General features: G+C 40.3%; 2 protein-coding genes. Both read left to right on the top strand.

Annotated features, from left to right (window positions below):
• Positions 1-461: 461 nt before the first annotated feature.
• On the top strand, positions 462-16331 hold the full coding sequence (locus IFO66_RS16030) for a non-ribosomal peptide synthetase (protein WP_192026133.1): 15870 nt from the start codon (positions 462-464) through the stop codon (positions 16329-16331).
• 60 nt (positions 16332-16391) lie between these two features.
• Positions 16392-24131, top strand: coding sequence for a non-ribosomal peptide synthetase (locus tag IFO66_RS16025; RefSeq protein ID WP_192026132.1), 7740 nt, complete (start codon positions 16392-16394; stop codon positions 24129-24131).
• Positions 24132-24145: the final 14 nt, after the last annotated feature.

The following is a 24145-nucleotide window of genomic DNA, read 5'->3' as shown; positions in this document are numbered from 1 at the left end:
AGATTAAGATATCAATGGAACCTCTTCCTATATCAGGAAAAGTTGCGTTCGCCTTAACCGTTTAGTAGGACATGAGAACTGGATAATTTCAAATGCTGTTAGAGTAGGTTTTCATATTTTGGATTTACATAATTTTCTTCGTGTTAATCTTTATGCCATATAGAATGCGACCGATATCAAAATGTATTGAAGATGTTGAGCAGAATCGTGGTTGATTGGGAGGAACGGTAAGTAGATGTTCTTTCATGGCTTGAAGCTGTAAGTAATGATTGTTGGTTGTGTTAACGCTAGCTACTGTTAAAATATCAATAACATTGAAATATTTCAATTATTATTAGCGGTAACTATATCTTTTGTGCATGAGAGTCCAGAATACAATTACATACAGATTAGCACATTCCCAATTGTTGTTGTTCAGAGAGAACATCTTTTAAATACTGTCTATTGCAGGAGGGACCATAATGTTTACGCTGAACTTTAAGACATTAACGGATGCTATTCGACATCGTAGTTCGATCAGAGAAACGGGAATCACATTCATTGAAGCAGAGCATCGGCAAGATTATGTGACTTATCAGGAGTTATATCAGGAAGCACTTGGATTTCTTCACAAACTTCAGCAGTCAGGCGTCCAACCTCGACAAGAGGTTATTTTTCAGATCGAAGATAATCGGAAATTTGTTGTAGCTTTCTGGGCATGTTTGCTTGGAGGAATGATTCCTGTACCTGTTAGTATAGGCAAGAATGACGAACACAAAGAAAAAGTAATCCAAATATGGAAAGTGTTAAAATCCCCCTGCATGATAGCTACGGCTAAAGCATACGAGTATATTGTCAAATTTACAGAAAAAGTGGAGCACTCGGATAAAAATATAATCGATAACATTATGCTGATGGATACACAAACAGGAGATCCTGAGCTAGCAAAGATTTATCCTGCGGAATCCGATGATATTGCCTTTATTCAATTTTCTTCTGGTTCAACAGGAGATCCTAAAGGTGTTATGCTAACACATCGAAATCTTATACATAATGCCTGCGGTATTATTCATAATACTGAAATTCATGAACGGGATTCTTTCTTATCCTGGATGCCGTTAACACATGATATGGGCTTAATTGCCTGCCACCTTACACCTCTAGTTATGGGAATTCCCCAATACATAATGCCAACAGAACTATTTATTCGCAAACCAATCCTTTGGATGCAAAAAACGCATGATCATCGAATAACGATATTGTCATCTCCTAACTTTGGCTACAAGTATTTTTTGTCATTCTTTTCACCAAATAAAATTGACTCTTGGGATTTATCATCAGTGCGTGTTATTTACAATGGTGCCGAACCGATATCATCAGCATTATGCAATGAATTTCTAAATACATTATCCATTTATGGGTTGAAGAAAACAGCTATGCTGACTGTTTACGGATTGGCTGAAGCCTCTGTTGGTGCGGCAATTCCTGTGCCGGGAAATTCGTTTGAAACACTATATTTAAACCGTAATCACTTAAATGTGAATGAACGTGTTATTGATGTCGATCCAGCTGATCAGACCGCAGTCAGCTTCGTAAAAGTAGGACAAGCTATTAAATACTGTCATATAAGAGTATGTGATGATGAGCATCATGTTGTACCTGATAATGTAGTTGGTAACATACATATTAAGGGCGAAAATGTAACACAAGGGTACTACAACAATAAAGAAGCAACAGAAGCTGTGAGGTTGTCTGATGGATGGGTGGTAACAGGCGATCTTGGATTTTTTCGGGATGGTGAACTTGTAGTTACAGGTCGAGCCAAAGATATTATTTTTGTAAATGGTCAGAATGTATATCCGCATGATATTGAGCGCGTGGCTGAGGAAGTTGACGGAGTTGAGCTGGGTAGAGTCGCAGCATGTGGAGTGCATAATATCGATACAGACACAGAGGAAATTATCTTATTTGTTGTCACGAAGAGGAAGTTGGAAAAGTTTGCACCGCTAGCTATGGAATTAAAACAGTATTTATATCGAGTAGGTGGCTGGGTCATTAATGAAATTGTTCCTATTCGACAAATGCCGAAAACAACAAGTGGAAAAGTGCAAAGATACAAGTTGAAAAAGCAATTTTTAAATGGTGATTATAGTAGTTTGTCTCATGAATTGAAAAGTTATATTTCAGTAAGTTCTGAGCAACAAGCCGAGCTCCTTTCTCATAGTCAAGTAGAAGATAAATTGAAGCGGATATGCGGGGAAGTACTTGGAAGAGAACATATAGATATACATGGAAGTTACTTTGATTTAGGAGCAAACTCCCTGCAATTAGTACAGATTTCAGAACGTATTGAACAGCAATTTGGCATTAGGTTAGCAGTTACGGAACTGTTCGCCTATCCATCCCTTTCACATTTGGCGAAGTATCTAACAGCGGAGCTTAGTAGCGATACGAAAAATGTAATAGATGAACGGGAGTGCGCAAATAACCAGGAAATAGCAATTATAGGAATGGCACTTCGACTCCCTGAGGTATCTACAGTAGAGCAGTTCTGGCAGCGATTAAGCGATGGTGCTGACTTAATTCGCCCTATCTCTGAAGATCGTAAGCGAGATGCTAAGCAATTTTTAAGCGCATTACAGTGGGAAAAGTCAGAAAGCGAGTTTGTTGAAGGTGGTTATTTAGATGAAATTGATAGATTTGACTATTCTTTCTTCAAAATAAGTCCAAAAGAAGCAGAACTTATGGATCCCAACCAGCGCTTGTTCTTGCAGAATGTTTGGCACACACTTGAAGATGCAGGTTATGCAGGGGATCAAATAAGAGGAAGAAAAGTAGGGGTATATACTGGTTTTTCAAAGGTAGGTTATGACTATGAAAGGCTTGTATCTACGTGTAAACCAGATTCACTAGCCCAATATATTGTTGGGAACTTACCTTCTGTTTTGGCGAGTCGTATTTCCTACTACCTAGATTTAAGAGGTCCTGCGATCACATTAGATACTGCATGCTCATCTTCGCTTGTTGCCGTACATATGGCTTGTAAAGCAATACAGCAAGGTGAATGTGAGATGGCTGTTGCAGGTGGCATCCGTACTGTATTATTGCCGATCCCACTAGGACTTGATATGGAGTCCTCAGATGCACGTGCTAAGACATTTGATTCCGAATCTGATGGTACAGGAGTTGGAGAAGGAGTAGCATCGATACTTCTTAAACCTCTTCAGCGTGCAATCGAGGACGGGGACCATATATATGCTGTAATAAAAGGGAGTGCAATCAATCAAGATGGAACAACAGTGGGTATTACTGCTCCTAATCCGATTGCACAAGCGGAAGTTGTTGAAGATGCTTGGAGAGATGCGAATATTAACCCGGAGTCGTTGACTTTTATAGAAGCACACGGGACTGGGACTAAGCTTGGTGATCCAATTGAGGTTAATGGTTTAACACGCGCATTTCGTAAGTACACAAATAAAAAACAGTTCTGTGCAATTGGATCTGTAAAAACCAATATTGGTCATTTATTTGAAGCGGCGGGTATAGCAGGATTGATAAAGGCGGTTCTTATGTTGAAGCACAGGGAAAACACACCGCTTGTTCATTTTCAAGTGCCGAATCCCAACATATCTTTTGAGAGTTCGCCTTTTTATGTAGATACTGACAAGACATCGTTTCCATTACAGGACATGCCGCTTCGTGGTGGTGTCAGTTCTTTTGGATTCAGTGGGACCAATGCGCATGTAGTGCTGGAACAATATACTCTACCGCTACATAAAAGCTATTCATCTCAGCAGAAAAAATATATATTTACATGTTCGGCGAAGACAGAATCAGCGCTCACGCAATTAGTTATCGATTACAAACAATCATTGCTGAAGTATAGAGATACAGATATCGAAAGTATATGTTATACCGCAAACACTGGACGAGCTCATTGTGAAAGAAGAATCGCATTCGTATGTACGAACCTTAATGAGTTAATTTCAATGTTAAATAAGATTGCTAATGGAGAGAAGGATATGCCTGGGATCTATACGGGCCACTATTCTGTAATTCCGGACTCTTATTCATACCAGGCGGTATCTGGAGCTATAAGGGAGAGTCAATTGAAGCGACTTCAAGAAGAAAGTGAAGAACTTATCATTTCCATGAACATGGATGAGCAGCTATTGAGGTTGTGTGATCTTTATGTACAAGGTGTGAAGCTAGATTGGAGTAAAATATATGCAACGAAATCTTTGCGGCGAGTGTCGCTTCCATTGTATCCATTCGAACGAAAACGGTGTTGGATTGATATGGAATCTAGTCATTCGATAGCCAATTCCATACCTATAGATGTAAGTAAAGTTGACAAAATTCATCTGAATAATGGGATAAAAGTTAGCTCTGGTGGTGATCGTTCAATGCAAAAACATATAACTGATGTTCTTTTGAAGATTGTGAATAGCGCCTCTGGTTTGGATTTAACGCAGGCTGAAGTGAATATCCATTTCCTTGAAATGGGTTTGGACTCTATTATGCTCGTTCAGGTTAGAAAAGATATTGCTGAACAGTTGCAAGTTGATATTCCAATCAAACAGTTCTTCGAGTCTTTTACTAGCATATATCAACTGGAACAGTATATTTCACAGGTTGCTGGGGCTCAATTACAGGTTGCTGCGGCAAGCAGTTCTATTTCTGCAAATCAAGCTGATGTAACAATGGAAAGAAATAATGTAACTACCGGAAATGAAGGAGTACATGTTGAGCAAGTGCGGGCATCATCGGATTTTACTCCGCCTCATCATTCGAATGTGCAGTCAGACAATTTGAATCATATATTGTCGCAGCAGCTTACACTGTTAAAAGAGCAGAACGATATGTTCAGCCATATCATGTCGAAACAGTTAGAAGTGTTGCAGCAGCAAGGTTATGTTGCGGCTACAGTACAACAAGAAATACATGGGACTGCACAGATTAAAAATAGTTCTAAGGACTTGCAAGTTATACAGCCGATATCGCTCATTTCTCAAAAAAATAATAATACTCCTACGGAGCAGCAAGGAGAAAGGCCATTTGTTCCTTATCAACCTCTTGTGCTAGAGCAAGAAAGTGGATTTAATAAACGCCAAGAAATGTATTTAAAATCGTTCATTGAGGACTTCCAACAGCGAACGATTTATTCAAAGCAGTATACACAATCAAGCCGAAGGCTACATGCGAATAACCGTAACGCATCAGGATTTCGTATGTACTGGAAGGAGATCGTGTATCCTATCATCGCAGCACGTTCACTAGGTTCTCGCATGTGGGATATAGACGGCAATGAATATATTGATCTTACGATGGGCTTTGGAGTTAATTTATTCGGACATAATCCTTCTTGGCTTAAGGAGGAAATGAGTAAACATGTAGAGTGTGATTTACCACCGCTAGGTCCCATGTCGGATGTTGCTGGGGAAGCTGCAGCATTGATCGCCGAGTTAACGGGAGTGGAGCGAGTTGCATTTTACAATTCTGGCACGGAAGCTGTAATGGTTGCGCTTCGCCTTGCAAGAGCAGTGACTGGGCGCAGTAAAGTAGTAATTTTCTCTGGCTCCTATCACGGTACATTTGATGGTGTGCTTGGCGTGGCCGATCCATCTTCAAATGAGGCAGCTGCACTACCGATGGCACCAGGGATTGCTTCAAGCTATATCCAGGACATCGTGATGTTAAACTACAACAATCCAAAGTCGCTTCATTTCATTCGAGAGCACGCTAATGAGCTTGCTGCTGTTCTTGTAGAACCTGTTCAAAGTCGACGACCAGATATACAACCACAATCATTTTTACAGGAACTTCGGGAGATAACTATATCATCTGGTACAGCTTTAATCTTTGATGAAGTGATTACTGGGTTTCGAATTGCAATTGGTGGAGCACAGGCCTGGTTTGGTGTTAAGGCAGATCTTGTTGTTTATGGAAAAGTGTTAGGTGGAGGCATGCCAATTGGCGTTGTTGCTGGAAAAGAAACATTTATGGCTCCGGTTGATGGAGGACTGTGGTCGTTTGGAGATGCTTCGGCTCCTACGCATGCTACACAAAAAACATTTGTAGGTGGAACTTTCTGTACCCATCCATTAACAATGCGAGTTTCTCTCAAGGTATTACACTATTTAAAAGAACAAGGCACTGCCTTGTATGAAGAAGTTAATCGGAAAACGACATATTTAACGGATGAATTGAATCGTTATTTTAAGGATGAACAAATACCAATTCATATGGTTCAATATGGGACATTGTTCCGTTTTGTGTCATACAGCGATATTGAGTTGTTTTTCTATCACCTGATTCATAAAGGAATCTATATCTGGGAAGGCCGAAATTGTTTCCTGTCTACAGCCCATACTATGGAAAATATTGAGGCGATTATACAAGCTGTTAAGGATACGGTTTCTGATTTGCGCAAAGGTGGGTTTCTTCCTGAAAATCCAAACCATCCAGATGGTGGCGGATCTGGAACTCGGGAAGCTGAATATGCAGGTGAACTAGAGACTTTTTCTTATGATCAAGCACAGAATAGTTCGCATAAATTGCTTCCGCTGTCCCAAGAGCAGCGACAAATGTGGATCGCCTCTATGTCGGATGAATCTTCATCATTGGCATTACATCAGACTTTCATACTGCATATGCAGGGCGAGTTAAATATCGATAAGCTGCGTCAAGCTGTTCGTATCATGATGGACCGTCATGAAGCACTCCGTTCCATCGTAGATTCAGATGGAGAATATATTGAGATTCTTAAAGAATATCATGCAGAGATTCAATTGACCGTCGCAGATTCATCACACCAAGATGGAATCGAACATCAAAATGAAAGTTGGCTTAGGGCAGAAATGAATACGCCATTCGATCTTCGAACTAGATCGTCATTATTTCGAACACGAATATTCAGACGCTCCGATAATGAACATGATGTACTATTCACCTTCCATCATCTTGTAATAGATGGTTGGTCGATCGCTTTATTTATAGGAGAACTAGAAAAAGTATATTCTTCATTGGTAGACGGAAACTCTGTTCAATTGCCGCATGTAGCTCAATTTAGTGAATTTACTTCATGGCAGAATGCGGTATTGGAGGGGGAGCAGGCCGATACGGCGATTCATTATTGGCGAGAACAGTTCGAATTTAAGTATTTAAGTTTGCCTATACCTTCTAATCAAGCTCTAGTGGATCAGAACAAGACAGATAGTCAAAGGTATTCATTCCACCTTGATCATGACGTAACGAGAGCGTTAAGGAAATTCAGCATTCGTGCTCAAAATAGTCTTTTCGTAACGATGTTGGCTGCATTTAAACTATTATTGCACAAAATCACTGGCCAAGAAGATGTAGTGGTTGGTATCCCTACTGCAGGACAATTACACATGGAACAACATATCATGATGGGGAATTGTGTTAATTTATTACCATTGTGCAGTAGAATCGAGTCTCATTTTTCTATCAAAGATTTCGTTGCTAATCTTAAGAACAATATGCAGCAATGGGAAGAGCATCAACACATCTCTTTGGCAAATCTTTCAACTGGTACGGGGTTATCACGTCCGATAATCAATGTACTATTTAATATGGACAGACCGATAAGGCAGCTGCATTTTTCTAATTTACAGACTCAGATTGTTCCTATTCCAGCTCCACACTCGCATTATGATTTATTTTTAAATGTTACGGAAATTGGTCAACAATTGAGGATTGATGTAGATTATAGACTGCGCTTAATAGATGAAAAAACGATTCAAGAATGGATGAGCAGCTTTATTCAATTGCTGCAGGTCGTGGCTAACAATGAGGATCGGGTTGTTCATGAGCTGTCTATCGTTACGGATGAACAACAAGAGCGACTTAAGCTGATATGCCTATCTAACATGGGCGATATTTTGAATCGATTGATGAGTGTGAATGGTTCGGTTCAGCAGAGTTCTGTCTCTATGGTCGGAGTTCATGACCAATATAATCAACCAGCTGTTTTTGGTACGGTAGGCAACATTCATATGTTCACTGACCGATGGGTACGGACGGAATTTAAAGCATCTGTCACAGTTGACGGGAAACTTGTATGGAAAGATGATGAGAAACGAGTTGTTCCCGTTCAAGGTCGTCTTGCGAATCTGTATGAGCTGGAGATGACGCTTTCTTCGTTGCTAGATGGAGCTGGATGTGTGGTAACTACGAGGAAGCTGCTGAACGAGTTATCCAATGAACCTCTTCCATCTGTGGATGAAATAATCGCTTTTGTAGTTACGGATGCGAGCAGCAAAGAAATTAGAAACAAACTCTTTTCGAAATTACCTGACTACTTGATACCACGACTTTGCATCCCAGTTAGTGTGATGCCTGTTTATCCCGATGGACGCATAGATGAATCTATTTTATTGGATTTAATAAAAATTTCACATCCCGAACATATTGATGATAACGATATGAGCACAACGGAAGCGCGGATCATTTCCATATGGAGGGAATTACTCGGAGTATCTACAGTTGGTCGTTATGATGACTTTTTTAGTCTGGGCGGAAATTCCTTGAAAGCAACTACGCTGCTTTCGCGGCTGTATGAACAATTTGGAAAGTTAATACCACTCGGTCAATTTCTTGCTTCTCGCACAGTAAACGAACTGGCACTTTATATGGACGGATTAGAACCAGACACCTATATTCCAATACCGCTTGCCCCTAATCAGGACGAATATGTGATGTCTCCTGCACAGCAGAGAGTGTACATGTTCGAGCAGTTTGAAGAGGGCGGGTTAGTTCAAAATATCTCAGGTACTATTCGTATTCAAGGACCGCTAGATATAAATCGATTAACCGCGGCATTTCAGCAATTAATGGATCGACATTCTATGATGCGGGCAAGTTTTAAGCTGCAAGAAGGGCAACTTATTCAGAAGATTACTAATAATATCGATCTCACGATTCCGATCAAGCCTGTAGATCCAATGAATTGGAAAGAAGAAATGAAAAGTTTTGTTCGACCTTTTATTTTGGATTCTGCACCGTTGTTTCGGGTACAGTTATTAAGTTCTGCTCTCGACGATCATATGCTATTGCTGGACATGCATCATATTATCTCGGACGGCTATTCTATGGAAGTCCTTATGCAAGAACTCATTTCTATTTATGATCGGGGTTCAATTAAACCAGAGCGAGTACAATATCAAGACTTTGCGGCGTGGCAGATGGAACGATTGGGCAATGGAGAGTTGAAACGTGAAGAAGCGTATTGGGTAGAACAATTTGCGGGGAACACTCCTCTACTAAATCTGCCTACTGATTATAATCGCCCACAGCAATTGAATTATGAGGGGAATCGTTTCTCCATTGTGCTGGATGATGCACTCAAGCAGGGTATTCATACCTTAGCACAAGAAACGGGTACTACATTGTTTACTGTACTACTAGCTGCGTATAAAGCACTTCTTTACCGCTATACAGGTCAAGAGGATCTTATCGTGGGAACTCCAATGTCAGGACGCGATCATCCAGACACGGAGCACATCATAGGCTTGTTTATTAATACAGTTGCAATTCGTACCATGCCTAGTTCCTCCACTACCTTCTTGCAGTTCGTAGAGCAGGTGAAGGAGAGAATGTTGATGGCTTACGAGCATCAACAATATCCGTTCGAAAAATTGGTGCAATTGCTGCAAGTTCAGCGGGATGCCGGTCGTAATCCGTTGTTTGATACGATGTTTGTATTACAGAATATGAATTTGCACGAAGTACAACATGCTGATTTGACTTGGACACCTTCAGAATACAATCCGGGTGTATCGCAATTTGATTTAACATTTAGTATTGAGGATCGTAATAATACGCTCATTCTTCTTATCGATTTCAGTACCTCTTTATTTAGAGATTCTACGATTAGTAGAATGGCTGGACACTATATACAATTGCTCAGGTCGGTAATTGAGAACCGAAATGTAGCACTCTCGGAAATTCCAATCTTAACAACACAGGAAGAGAGTCAGCTCATCTACCAATTTAATGAAACGTATTTGGAGTATGATAGGGAACTTACCATTCAGGAATCGTTCAGAAGACAAGTTGAGAACAATCCAGACGCGGTAGCTTTAATCTTTGGGGAAACGGAGCTTACCTATCGCCAACTTTTTGAAGAAGCAAATCGTTTAGCTCGTTATCTTCAACGCCATGGAGCAGTTCGTGGTTGCACAATTGGTATCATGCTTCGGCGTTCACCAGAAATGATTATCGCAATCCTTGCAGTGCTTCAATCGGGAGGAGCGTATGTGCCGATTGACCCTGATTATCCGGTTGAACGAATCGAATATATGTTAACAGATAGTGGAGCATCTTTAGTAATTACCGATGATCTGTATCCTATTCAAACAACTGCTCGTCGTATATTAATCTGTGAAAACTCCATCAAAGATGAAAGTTTGGAGCCCTTACAAGAGAATCAATCGACAGAGGATGTTGCTTATATCATCTACACTTCGGGATCAACTGGAAAGCCTAAAGGTGTGTTGATATCACATAGAGCCGTTCAAAATTTTATAGCTGGAATGAGTACTCGAATTGCTTTTGAACCAGAGAAGTCGATATTGGCGCTTACTACGATTTCATTCGATATATTTGTTCTTGAAACTCTATTGCCTCTATGTCGTGGCATGAGAATTGTACTTGCGGATGAAGAACAGCAAACGAATGCGGTTGAACTTAAAAAGCTAATTATTGAGGAACAGATAAACATATTGCAGATGACACCTTCGCGATTAAAAATGTTGATTGCAAGTGATGAGAAATGTGGATGTTTGGATCCTGTTGAAGATCTAGTACTGGGTGGCGAACCATTACCGGCATACTTGCTAGGACGACTTCAGGACGTAGGAAATGTTAGTATTCACAATATGTATGGTCCTACTGAAACAACGGTTTATTCAACTGGTATTGATATTACAAATGAGAAAGCAATTACAATTGGCAAACCTATTGCGAATACGCAAGTGTATATTGTAGATGCCTATAATCAGCTTCAGCCAATAGGCATTCCTGGAGAGATATGTATAGCTGGAGATGGTTTAGCGAATGGATACTATCAACGAGAGCAGCTAACGAATGAAAAATTTATACCGTGTCCGTTCAGTGAAAACAAACTGATGTATCGATCTGGTGACTTAGCTCGTTGGATGCCAGATGGAACAATAGAATGCTTAGGTAGACTGGACTTCCAAGTGAAGATCAGAGGTTATCGTATTGAGCTAGAGGAAATAGAAAAAGCACTGATGAAGGTGTCGGGCGTACAAGAAGCAGTAGTAGTACCTCGAGAAAATGACTCGGGTATTCCGTATTTAAGCGCTTATGTACAGCTTAATTCAGAGAGCAGTGTAGGGGAGTTGAGAAATGGACTTTCCAAGCAACTGCCAGAATATATGATACCTTCGACATATACATTCATGGATAAGATGCCTATGACACCAAATGGGAAAATTGACAGAAAGGCATTGCCAATGCCTGAATTCATCCTCGATGATCATCATTACATCTCACCCGAGGGGGACATAGAACTACGCCTTGCGGAAATGTGGCAGGAGGCATTGAATGTTCCGCGCATCGGAGCAACTGATAATTTCTTTGAGCTAGGAGGCCATTCTCTTAGTGCGACGATTCTTATTGCTCGTATGAATCAGGAGCTTCAATTAAATATTCCTGTTCGTGTAATGTTCAATCATCCATCGATTAGACAATTGGCGAGTTGGATAGGTCTAGCTCAGTCAACCGAAGTGATCGAAATTCCGCGATCAGAGGAGAAAATCTACTATAAGGCATCGCCTGCACAGAAACGATTGTTTATTGTTCAACAGCTTGATCCAACAAGCACGGCCTATCATATGACGGCAGCGATAAAGTTGGTTGGCGATCTGAATCGTACAAGACTGGAACATACATTCCAGCAACTGATAGCGAGGCACGATGCTTTCCGAACGTCCTTTCAATTGGTTGAAGACATGCCTGTACAAATTATAGCTCAATCAATCGAATTTAAAATTGACGATTTGGGTCATATACAAGAAGAGGATACTGAAGAACATGTATGCCGATTTATTCAGCCATTTGATTTAGGTAAGGCGCCGTTATTCCGTGTTGGACTTTCTAAAATGGAAGATCAGACTCATTTGTTGATTCTGGATATGCATCATTTAATCTCGGATGGCACTTCTATTCATCTCATTATTAATGATTTCAATAGGTTTTATCAGGATACAGAGGTAGAGCCTGCAACGATTCAGTACAAGGATTATTCCGAGTGGATGTATACACAGGCTGATATCAATCTTGTCGCAAAAGAATATTGGCTTACTCAATTTAAAGGGGAAGTTCCAGTACTAGACTTTCCAGCAGATTACCCGCGTCCACAAGTTCAAAGCTTTGATGGAGAACAGTACAAATTCGTGCTGAGCGAACAGGATACCGAACGGGTAAGACAACTTGCTCAACTAACAGGTACGACCCCGTATATGATCTTGGTGGCAGTATATCAGATTCTTTTGTCTCGTTACAGTGGGCAAGAAGATATTATAGTAGGGTCGCCTGTAGCAGGAAGACAGCACGCTTCGCTGCAAAAAATAGTTGGTATGTTTGTAAATACGATCGCTTTGCGTAGTAAGCCAGAGGGAACCAAGTCTTTTTCAACTTATTTACTAGAGATGAAAGGACTTGTGATTGATGCACTTGAGCATCAGGACTATCCATTAGAGCAGTTAATTGAGCAATTAAGCCTACCAAGAGATGTTAGCCGCAATCCACTATTTGATGTCATTTTTACTTACAATAATGTGGAAATGGATAGAATGCAGATGGAAGATCTGCTCTTGGAAGATTATCCTTTACGCGTTCGAAAGACCAAGTTCGATCTAGCATTAACCGCTCAAGAGAACGGTGACAGCATTAGTATGGACTTTGTTTACGCTAAGCAGTTGTTCAGCAGAAAACGAATAGAGCGTTTGGTCGAACATTTTCTGAATATACTGCATGCAGTAATGGAACATCCAAGCATAAATATTGCTGCTATCGATATGTTAGCTTCCGAGGAACAAAGGCAGCTGCTGTATGGTTTTAATGGAAGGCTTCGAAGCGAACTAGACTCCCACTCGTTTATTCAAATGTTTGAGCAACAAGTTCACCGTACACCAGATCATATTGCTGTCGTTTTCGGAAATGATCGACTTACTTATGCCGAACTTAATAGAAAAGCAAATCAATTAGCATTTGAGCTAAGCTCTGCATTGGATAATGGCTCACATACTCAGCCGATTATCGCTATTTTAGCTGAGTATAGAATTGAGACAATGATTGGGCTGTTAGCCATTCAAAAAGTAGGAGCAGCTTATGTGCCTATTGATCCTGAATTCCCAACGGTGCGTATGGAATATATGCTGCAAAATAGCGGGGCTTCTCTACTTCTATCTCCTCAAGCTAGGGGAGATTTGAATACAACTATTCCAACATGTTTGATCGATGGTGTGTTGGATTACGTGGGAACTGACGAAAAATGTACTTCTTATACACTTGAATCTAATGATCTCATTTATGTTATCTACACGTCAGGCACAACAGGACAGCCAAAAGGTGTTATGGTTGAGCATCGTAATGTAGTGAACTATCTACATTGGTTTGTAAATGAATTTAGTATTAACGATAAAGATCGAACCGTTCTTCTCTCTTCACCAAGTTTTGATCTTGGCTATACATCAATGTTGTCTGCACTGATAAGAGGTGCAGAATTGCATATATTGAATAAGCACGATTATGTAGATCCTTTATATGTGACTCAATATATATCTGATCATCACATTACTTATGTAAAGGCGACACCGTCCATGTTCCATCTTCTGATCAATAATGATGATTTTTCTATTCAACAAGGAGCATTGGAAACTTTGCGTCTCATCGTGCTTGGCGGAGAGAAAATAAACACGTTAGATATCGCCCAATACCATAAACAATATTCACATACAACGATTGTTAACCACTACGGCCCAACAGAGGCGACAATTGGCTGTATTGCCGCACCAATCGATTTCGACCAATTACATCGATCTAACAGCACACCTGTACTTGGTAAGCCGATAGACAATGCACAAGTATATGTTATAAATCGATATGGAAAACTTCAGCCAATTGGAGTCTTAGGTGAACTTGCTATTGCTGGAGCTGGTTTATCACGAGGTTATTTGAATAATGAGAGTTTAACTGCTGAGAAATTTGTTGCTAATCCGTTCTCCGATGCAGAAAACAACAGAATGTACCTGACTGGAGATATCGTAAGATGGTGCGAGGACGGAACGATACAGTTTTTTGGGAGAGCAGATCATCAAGTCAAAATAAGAGGATATCGCATTGAATGTTCTGAGATCGAGCATCGCCTTATTGAACATCCCCATATTAGTGAGGCAATTGTCATTTTGAAGGAGGAAGAAGGAAAATCTTTCTTAGTGGCTTATGTTATAGCTGATATTACGGTCGATGCTGTAGAGGTTAAACGGTGGGTAACGGATGGGCTTCCAGAATATATGGTTCCTACACATGTCGTTCATATGGAGCGAATTCCACTAAATGAGAACGGAAAAGTAAATGTCCATGTTCTGCCGCAGCCGCAATGGATGAATACTTTGAGCAGCACGGTTGAACTTCCTACAAATGAAGTGGAATCAGCATTAGTTGCAGTGTGGGAAGAAGTGCTTGGATTGCACCCAATTGGGACGGATGCTCATTTCTTTGAGCTAGGCGGCGATTCAATTAAAGCACTGCAAGTTTCTTCACGAATGCAACGCCATGGTTTGAAAATGGAAGTTCGGCATCTTTTCCAACACCCAGTCATTAGACGTTTGAGTAAATATGTTCAACCGATTAAAGCACAAATTGATCAAGGCTTAGTATTGGGTCCGACCGAACTAACGCCAATACAAAGGCGATTATTCGACCTAGGATGGGAAACCGTACAACATTATAATCATTCCGTCATGTTGTTGAAGCCCGACAGGTTTGATGAAACATTGCTGAGAACGGTGTTTACATTGCTAACCACACACCATGATGCTTTACGAATGAGATATAGCTATGAAACGAATCAGGTTCTTCAGACAAACAAGGGTCTAGAAGGTAACCATTACGAGTTATTGCTGTTTGACTATATGGATATTGCTCAAGAATATGCTGAGAAAGAAATGGAGACGCAAGCCAATTATATTCAGCAGTCTATGCGACTTGACAGTGGTCCGCTTTTGAAGGCTGGGTTGTTTAAGACGCAACAAGGTGATTACTTACTGTTAATTATTCATCATGTAATCGTAGATGGAGTGTCTTGGCGCTTCCTTATCGAAGATCTTGAAACGGCATACACACAATTAGAGAGCAAGCAAGAAGTAAAGCTACCTCCCAAAACAGATGCGTATCAACGATGGTCTAAGCAACTGCTCTCCTATGCCGATAGTAAGGATATTCGAGAAGAAGTAATGTATTGGCAGCAGCAGGAGCAAGTTGAAACACGACTCCTACCAAAAGAAAATGTCATTATGCAGCGTATGGAAAGGAATAGTCGTAAAACAAGTATTAAGCTTGAAAAGGACGAGACCTTCCAACTCTTGCATGAGGCGAATCGTACCTACAGTACAGAAGTAAATGAACTTTTACTGTCTGCGTTAGTAATGACATTGCAGACGTGGATAGGTGGGAATGGATCGATAGTTGTGCATCTTGAAGGCCACGGTCGAGAAGATATTATGGATGACATCGACATTTCAAGAACGGTTGGTTGGTTTACTTCGGTGTATCCGTTTGCTCTTGAATTGACAAGTACTTCAGATATGAGCCGCAGTATCAAAACAGTAAAGGACAACTTGCGACGTGTTCCAAACAAAGGTATAGGCTATGAAATATTAAGATGGTTGACCACCCATCGTTCTGACTTGCCTCTTACTTTTAACGTAAAGCCGGAAGTTATATTTAATTATCTAGGTCAATTTGATCAATTATTACCGGGTGAACGCCTTCAAATTTCTACATTAAGCACTGGTTCAGATATTGGGCCGGAGATGGTGAAGCGGTATGCACTAGAATTTAATGCGATGATTGTTCAAGGCGAATTGTGCTTAGATATTCATTATGATCGTAATGAATATCAATCGGCAACAATCGATAAATTGGCTACTTCGTACCGGCATTACTTGAAGGAAGTTATTTCTCATTGTACGGGCAAAGAAATGGTAGAACATACGCCAACGGATTTTCACTTTAATAAATTGTCTCAGCAGCAGCTAGATAAAATATCAAATCTTTTCAAAGTGCATTCGAAGAAATGAGCACTTCTTTATAGAGGACGAGCTCATTGAAATTCCAATAAAATTTGGGAGTGTCGAGCATTGAATTATGAGATCGAAAATATATACACGTTGACTCCACTTCAAGAAGGTATGTTATTTCATTCCTTGCTTGATCCTGAATCAAATGCTTATTTTGAGCAGTTTGTATTTACATTAAGCGGTCAGATTGAGGTAGCGCTGCTGGAGAAAAGTTTTAATCAGATTATTGAACGCTTTGACGTGTTAAGAACTGTGTTTATCTACAGGGAATCAGAGCAACCGTTACAGGTCGTACTTCGGAAGGTAGAGACCAATATTCCTTTTGTAGACCTTACAGATCTTAGTCCACTCGAGCAGCAGCAATATGTAGAAGAGTTTAAGAATCGTGAAAAGGAAAAAGGTTTTGACTTGCAACAAGATGTGCTCATTCGATTGTCTCTATTTCAAACGACGTCTTCCACATATAAGGTGGTATTTAGCTTCCATCATATTATTATGGATGGCTGGTGCCTTGGTATTATTGCTAAACATTTATTCGGTGTCTATCATGAGCTGCAGCAAGGTAAATGGATGCCAAATCACACGATATATCCATTTCGTGATTATTTGACTTGGTTGAATGCTCAAGATAGCAGCAGCGCATTACAGTATTGGTCTGATTATTTACGTGACTTTGAAAATCAGACCTTACTCCCTAGTCAACATAGCTATAATCCATTAGCGGAATTTAAATATCGTCGTCATTCGTTCCGCTTCAGCGAAGAAACAAGTCGCGACTTGTTAAAGCTTGCTTCTGAACAGAAAGTTACCATAAGTACTGTGTTCCATGTTATGTGGGGCATATTGCTGCAAAAATATAATCATAGTGATGATGTCGTATTTGGTACGGTAATCTCCGGCAGGCCGCCGGAGATTGTCGGTATCGAAGAGATGGTTGGTCTATTTATTAATACTGTTCCTATACGAGTAACAGGCAGCTGCGACATGACTTTACCTAATCTACTGCAGAACATAAACGTTGCTATGGCTGAGGCTAACACTCATGGGCACGTATCTTTAGCAGACATTCAATCCTTAACGACATTAAAGCAGCACTTAATCCAGCATATTATGGTTTTTGAAAACTATCCGTTGGAGTCTGAGCTGATCGATAGTAATCATGGAAATAACAATCAACTATCCATTTCAGATGTTGTAGTAGAAGAACAAGTGAATTATGACTTTGATGTAACGGTGTTTCCTGGTGATGAGATAGAGGTTCGGTTTACGTACAATGGAAATACTTACGAAGAAACGTTTGTACAGAGAATGGAGTTCCATCTAAAGCAATTAGTCAATCAAATGATAGATAACTCGCAAATTACGTTAGGTGATCTTAGCATCATTACTGAAGAGGAACATGCACAGATTGTTCAGTTGTTTAATGGAAAGAAAACAACTTTTGAACATGCTCTTACTAAGACGGTTCATCAATTATTTGAAGAGCGGGTATTGCACAATCCTCATGCCATTGCTGTGAAGTATAGAGAACAGCATATGACCTATGGACAGTTAAATGATAGAGCCAATCAAATTGCTAGAAGGTTAGTTCGACTTGGCCTACAGCCGGGTGACTTTGTTGGAATTATGATGGAGCGTTCTCCATTAATGTTGCAAAGTATATTAGCCATATGGAAAGCAGGCGCAGCTTATATTCCGCTAGATATGAGTCATCCAGAAGAGCGAATTATGTCCATTATGATAGACTCTGATGCACGAATATTGCTTAGCGAAGCGAATTGTGCAACGGATACGTTGAAGCAAAGACTTGGTGCAAAATTGGTCGAGCTAGACGAGCTGATGAATGTTATTGAGCAGGAGGAAAGCATTAATCTTGATTTGCCAATATCCGTGAATGACTTAGCATACTGTCTATTTACATCGGGATCAACAGGACAACCTAAAGGGGTTATGATCGAGCATTTAGGTATGCTCAACCATATTCTAGCTCAGCAAGAAGCTCTAGGTTTATCTCAGGAACTTGTGTTTGCACAGAATGCTAGCCACTGTTTTGACATTTCTGTATGGCAGTTCGTATGTGGTCCAACACTTGGAGGTACAACTGTTATTATTCCTGATGACATTGTAATGGACCCGCGAAAATGTATAGAACGAATTCAAACAGACGCTGTTACGCTTTTAGAGGTTGTGCCGTCCTATTTAACGGTGCTGATGGATTTGATTGAACAGGATTCTATTGTTCTTTCTAACTTGTCTTTATTGATGATAACCGGAGAAACGGCTACTCCAGCAATTGTGAAGAGATGGTTCTCGTTATGTCCTGCTATTCCAATGATAAATGCATATGGACCTGCTGAGGCTTCGGATGATGTATGTCAGTATAAATTCGATGAGTACCCTTCTGGAAGCATGGAACAGATTCCTATTGGAAGTCCATTAACAAACGTTAATATTTATATCGTTGACCAACATTTTCAGTTATGTCCAGAAGGTGTTACCGGTGAAATTTGCGTGAGTGGGATTGCAGTTGGTAGAGGGTATCTTAATGACGAGGAACGGACTCAGCGAGTATTTCTAACCGATCCATTTACATCTGATCCAGGGGTACGGATGTATAGAACGGGTGACCTTGGTAAATGGCGTAAAGATGGAATGATCGAATTTGTGGGAAGGCGCGATCATCAAGTAAAAGTCAGAGGATTTCGAATTGAACTTGGTGAGATTGAAAATCATCTTGCCTCCCATCCATTAATTATTGAAGTGGCTTCTGTAGTATGGAAGGAAGACGAAGAGTCTTATATTTGTACCTATTATAAGAGTTATCAAGCTATACATGATGACGAATTAAAATCGTATCTAAGTCGTTATTTGCCATCCTATATGGTACCTGCATGCTTTATGCGATTAGAGGAAATGCCCCTCAATGGAAGTGGGAAAATAGACCGTCAACAACTGCCACGTCCATCGCATCGAGTTCACGATGAATATATTGCTCCACGCAACACAACGGATGAAATGCTATGTGAGATATGGAGTGAAGTATTAGGCCCACATCATTGGGGAATAGAGCACAACTTCTTTAACTGTGGAGGTCACTCTCTGAAGGCAACTGTATTGATCTCCAAAATTTATAATCGCTTGGACGTAAATGTGTCGGTAAGAGATGTGTTCCGTCTACCTACGATCCGCGAAATGTCTGATTACATTCATACATTGACTCCTGCTAAGATAGAGCAAATACCTGTAGCTGAAAAATGTGACTATTATCCCGTTAGCTCCATGCAGCAAAGAATGTACGTATTACATGAGTTGGAGGATAAGAGAAGTGTAGCCTACAATATGCCAAGTGCGTATCGAATTCAAGGAGAGCTGGATGTTGCAAGGTTAGAACAGGCTGTGCAAGCTTTAATAAGACGGCATGATCTATTACGAACGGTATTTGAAACGATTGATGGAGTGATTGTACAAAGGGAATGTACGAATGTTTCATTTGCTATTGAACGAAGTGAGGGGTCAGAAGCAACAATTGACTCTGCTATGCGTGCATTTGTTCGACCGTTCTATCTAGAAGAAGCTCCGTTGCTTCGGATGGAAGTGTTGAAGATAGACGAGCAGGACCATATCTTACTTGTTGATATGCATCACATTATTTCAGATGGCATATCAGGACAGATTATTGTTAACGAAACCATTGCTCTATATACACAACAGCAGTTGCCTGAACTAGCTCTACAGTATAAGGATTATGCAGTATGGCAGCAGCAACGTTTGTCTGACTCAAGAATGGTGGATCATAAAGGCTATTGGTTGGAGCAGTTTAGTGGGTCATTACCGCTGCTAAATTTGCCTTTAGATTACAGGAGGCCAGTCCAACAAAGTTTTGCAGGTAATACGCTGAGATTTACAGCAGGCGCTGAACTCACCGCACAGTTGAATCAGTTTGCATCACGGAATGGAGCAACATTATATCATGTTCTACTTGCTGCTTATTATTTGCTGTTGAACAAGTATTCCGCTCAGCATGATATTATAATCGGCACGCCCGTTGCAGGCCGTAATCATCCGGATTTACACAATATGCTTGGGATGTTTGTTAACACGCTAGCATTACGAATCAAGTCGCAACCTGAACAAACATTTGAACAGGTAGTAGATACGATTAAAGAATTGTCACTCGAAGCGATGGAGCATCAGGAATATCCATTCGAGCAATTGCTTGACGAACTTGATGTGAAGCGAGATACGAGTCGCAATCCATTATTTGATACCATGTTTAATCTTTTTGATGCTGAAGAACATGAAATCCAATTAGACAACTTGCATATTACCCCACAAGAATTAAATCACCAATCAGCGAAATTTGACCTCATGTTAGATGCACTTACAGAGACAGATAATATTTATTTTGATTTACAATATTGCACCGATTTATTTAAGGAATCTACAGCTAAGCAACTTTCATCACATTACTTATATATTCTAGACCAAGTTGCGTCTGATCCTAGTGTAGCTATTGGGGCTATAAATGTATTGTCGGATACGGAAAGTAGACATCTTATTCAACAGTTCAGTGGCGTACAAAAGGATTACGATTTTAGTAAAAATGCAGCTCAGCGTTTTGAGCAATATGCTATAAGCACTCCAGATCACGTCGCAGTTATTTATGAGCATGAACGAATTAGCTATCGTGAATTAAATGAGCATGCCAATCGCTTGGCACATTACTTGTTACGGCAGCAAATAGCTCGTGAAGAAGTCGTGGCTGTCATGTTAGATCGGACACCGCATTTTATAAAGAGTGTTCTGGCAGTATGGAAAGCAGGAGCAGCTTATGTTCCTATTGATCCGGCTTATGGGATGGAACGTCAGCGAAATATTGTACAAGATTCTGGGGCGTCATTGTGGATTACGTCATCGGAGTACAAGGAAACGGTTCGACAGGTAGCATTTGAAGGAACGGTTCTGTTTATTGATGAAATTGAACAGCAATTGCTGTCAGAGTCTGTATCAAATCCTAAGGTCGAATCGGATATACATGATTTGGCGTATGTTTTGTTTACTTCTGGATCAACAGGCAAGCCGAAGGGAGTTATGATTGAGCATCTTGGCATGTTAAATCATATTCTAGCAGAAGCGGATGAACTACATTTAGATGAGAGCTTAGTGTTTGCCCAAAATGCCAACGTATGTTTCGATATTTCGGTGTGGCAGTTTTTTGGACCGCTAGCTATTGGTGGAACTACTGTTATTTACTCAAATGCCCTAATTCTAGATGTGGAGACGTTTCTTCACCGCATGGATGATGATGGCATAACCTTATTGGAAGTTGTCCCGACCTATTTATCTGTCATGATGGACGTACTTGAAAAAGGTAATCTTGCACCATCAAGATTACGTATGCTTATGATCACGGGTGAAGCTGTCAAGCCAGAGACAGTGAATCGTTGGTTCCGTTTATGCTCTCCTATTCCGATGGTTAATGCGTACGGGCCTGCTGAGGCATCGGATGATAGTATTCAATATCTAATGAAGCAAGCTCCTGAGGATATGCAGCTTATTCCTATTGGAATACCTATACCTAACGTAAATGTATATATCGTGGATGAAGCAATACAATTATGTCCTCTTGGAGTTGTTGGAGAAATATGTATAGGTGGACTTGGTGTAGGTAGAGGGTACATCAGAGATTCTGAACGAACGAAGGGCTCCTTTATCCTTGATCCGTTTTCGGATGTACCTGGACAAACGATATATCGGACAGGGGATATGGGCCGATGGCTAGCAGACGGTACAGTCGAATACTACGGTCGTCAAGATTTTCAGGTGAAAATAAGAGGCTTTCGCATTGAGCTAGAAGAAATTGAGGCAGTGCTTCTTCAACAATCTGTTGTGAAAGAAGCAGTGGTCAAAGTGTTAACGAAAGAGGGGGAAGATCCTTATTTATGTGCTTATCTGACCTCAAATTCAAATGAAATACTAGATTTAGAGAGTTTGAAGTCTGAACTTTCACTAGCACTTCCCTATTATATGGTTCCTACGTATTTTGTATATTTGGAAGCTATGCCGTTATTGGATAACGGGAAGATTAACCGTAATGCGCTGCCTGAACCCAATTTAAATGTAGGTACAACGAAAGTCGCTGTTGATCCTGCAAGCAAACTTGAGTCACATATGGTAGAAATATGGGCAGAAGTACTTGGTCACCAGCAAATTGGAACCAATTATAATTTCTTCGAACTTGGTGGAGATTCGATTAAAGCGATTCAAATCTCTTCTAGACTTAGCGCATTAGGTTACCGTATGAAAATAAAAGATTTGTTCCAGTATCCACAAATTGCTCAGTTGAGCCCTTGGGTAACTTCAGAGAATAGAGAAATCGACCAGCGTGCAGTTGAAGGGGAGGTGCCATTTACTCCTATTCAGCATTGGTTCTTCCAACAATCATTCGTTAATGCCCACCATTGGAATCAATCGGTCATGTTGTACAACCGAGAAGGTTATGATGCAAAAATAGTGGAGCAAGTATGGGGTCATATCGTAAAGCATCATGATGCTTTGCGTATGGTGTATAAAGATGAAAAGGGTTCTATCATCCAAATTAATCAAGAGTTAAGTGCTTCAGCACCTCAGCTAGAATATGTTGATGTTTCCCATCTTTTAGATCCTTCATCAGCCATTCTACAACATGCTGAATCGGTTCAATCTTCGATCCATTTAGCTGATGGCCCATTAGTAAAGCTTGCATTGTATCACACAGAGAATGGAGATCATTTGTTCATTGTAATCCATCATTTAGTTGTTGATGGTGTGTCATGGCGCATTTTATTTGAGGATTTCGCATCAGGATATATGCAGCTAACACGTAATGAGCAAATTGTCTTCCCATCAAAAACGGATTCTTATAAATATTGGGCAGAGCAGTTGTTGAAATATGCAAATAGTAAGACGTTAACGAAGGAAATGTCTTATTGGGCTCAAGTAAATGCAATGAACATCGCTCCTTTGCCTAAGGAAAGCTTGAGTAATAGTAATGATATAAGAGTAAAACACAACCGAAAGTATTCTTTTGAACTTCAGCAGGACGAGACTGCATTGCTCCTAGGGCCTGCGCATGCAGCGTACGGTACAGAAATTAATGACTTGCTTTTATCAGCACTTGGTATTGCCATTCAACAATGGGCAGGACATCTACAAGTGGCAATCTCTCTAGAAGGTCATGGGAGAGAGGAGTTACTAGATAAAGTCAACATAAGTCGAACTGTGGGATGGTTTACATCGGTATTCCCAATTGGGCTGGATATGGGCGCTCCAAATGATCTCTCGTACACGATTAAAAACGTGAAAGAATCACTTAGACGTGTACCGAATAAAGGGATCGGATACGGGATTTTAAAATATTTGACTGCGGCAGAGCATAAACAAGGCATGCATGTTGAGCTAGAGCCTGAGGTCAAATTTAATTATCTTGGTCAGTTCGATACAGATATCAATACAGGTGTATTTCAAGTTTCTCCATTAGATTGTGGGCAAAATGAAAGTATGGACGGAGATAGAGAAGTAGCTTTAAATATTGGCGGACTAATTGAGAATGGTAAGTTGAGGATCATGATCGATTATAACGCAAATGAATTTAGCAATAGCCATATTGCCAAGTTGGCTGATGCGTTCCAGTTGGCACTCCTGAGAATTCTAGAACATTGTATCTCGAAAGAGGAAAAAGAGTTAACAGCATCAGATGTTGGTGCAGAGGATTTATCCTCAGAGGAATTAGACGAAATTCTACAGTTCTATAGTAATTAGATTTGCTGCGGGAG

Origin of the sequence: Paenibacillus arenosi (assembly GCF_014841135.1) — a bacterium.
Taxonomy (GTDB): Bacteria; Bacillota; Bacilli; order Paenibacillales; family Paenibacillaceae; genus Paenibacillus_B; species Paenibacillus_B arenosi.
This window is presented reverse-complemented; position numbering and strand designations above follow the sequence as displayed.

What these genes read in the sequence shown, in the direction of transcription:
- IFO66_RS16030 (WP_192026133.1), top strand. Translation starts at nt 462, where the DNA reads ATGTTTACGCTGAACTTTAAGACATTAACGGATGCTATTCGACATCGT.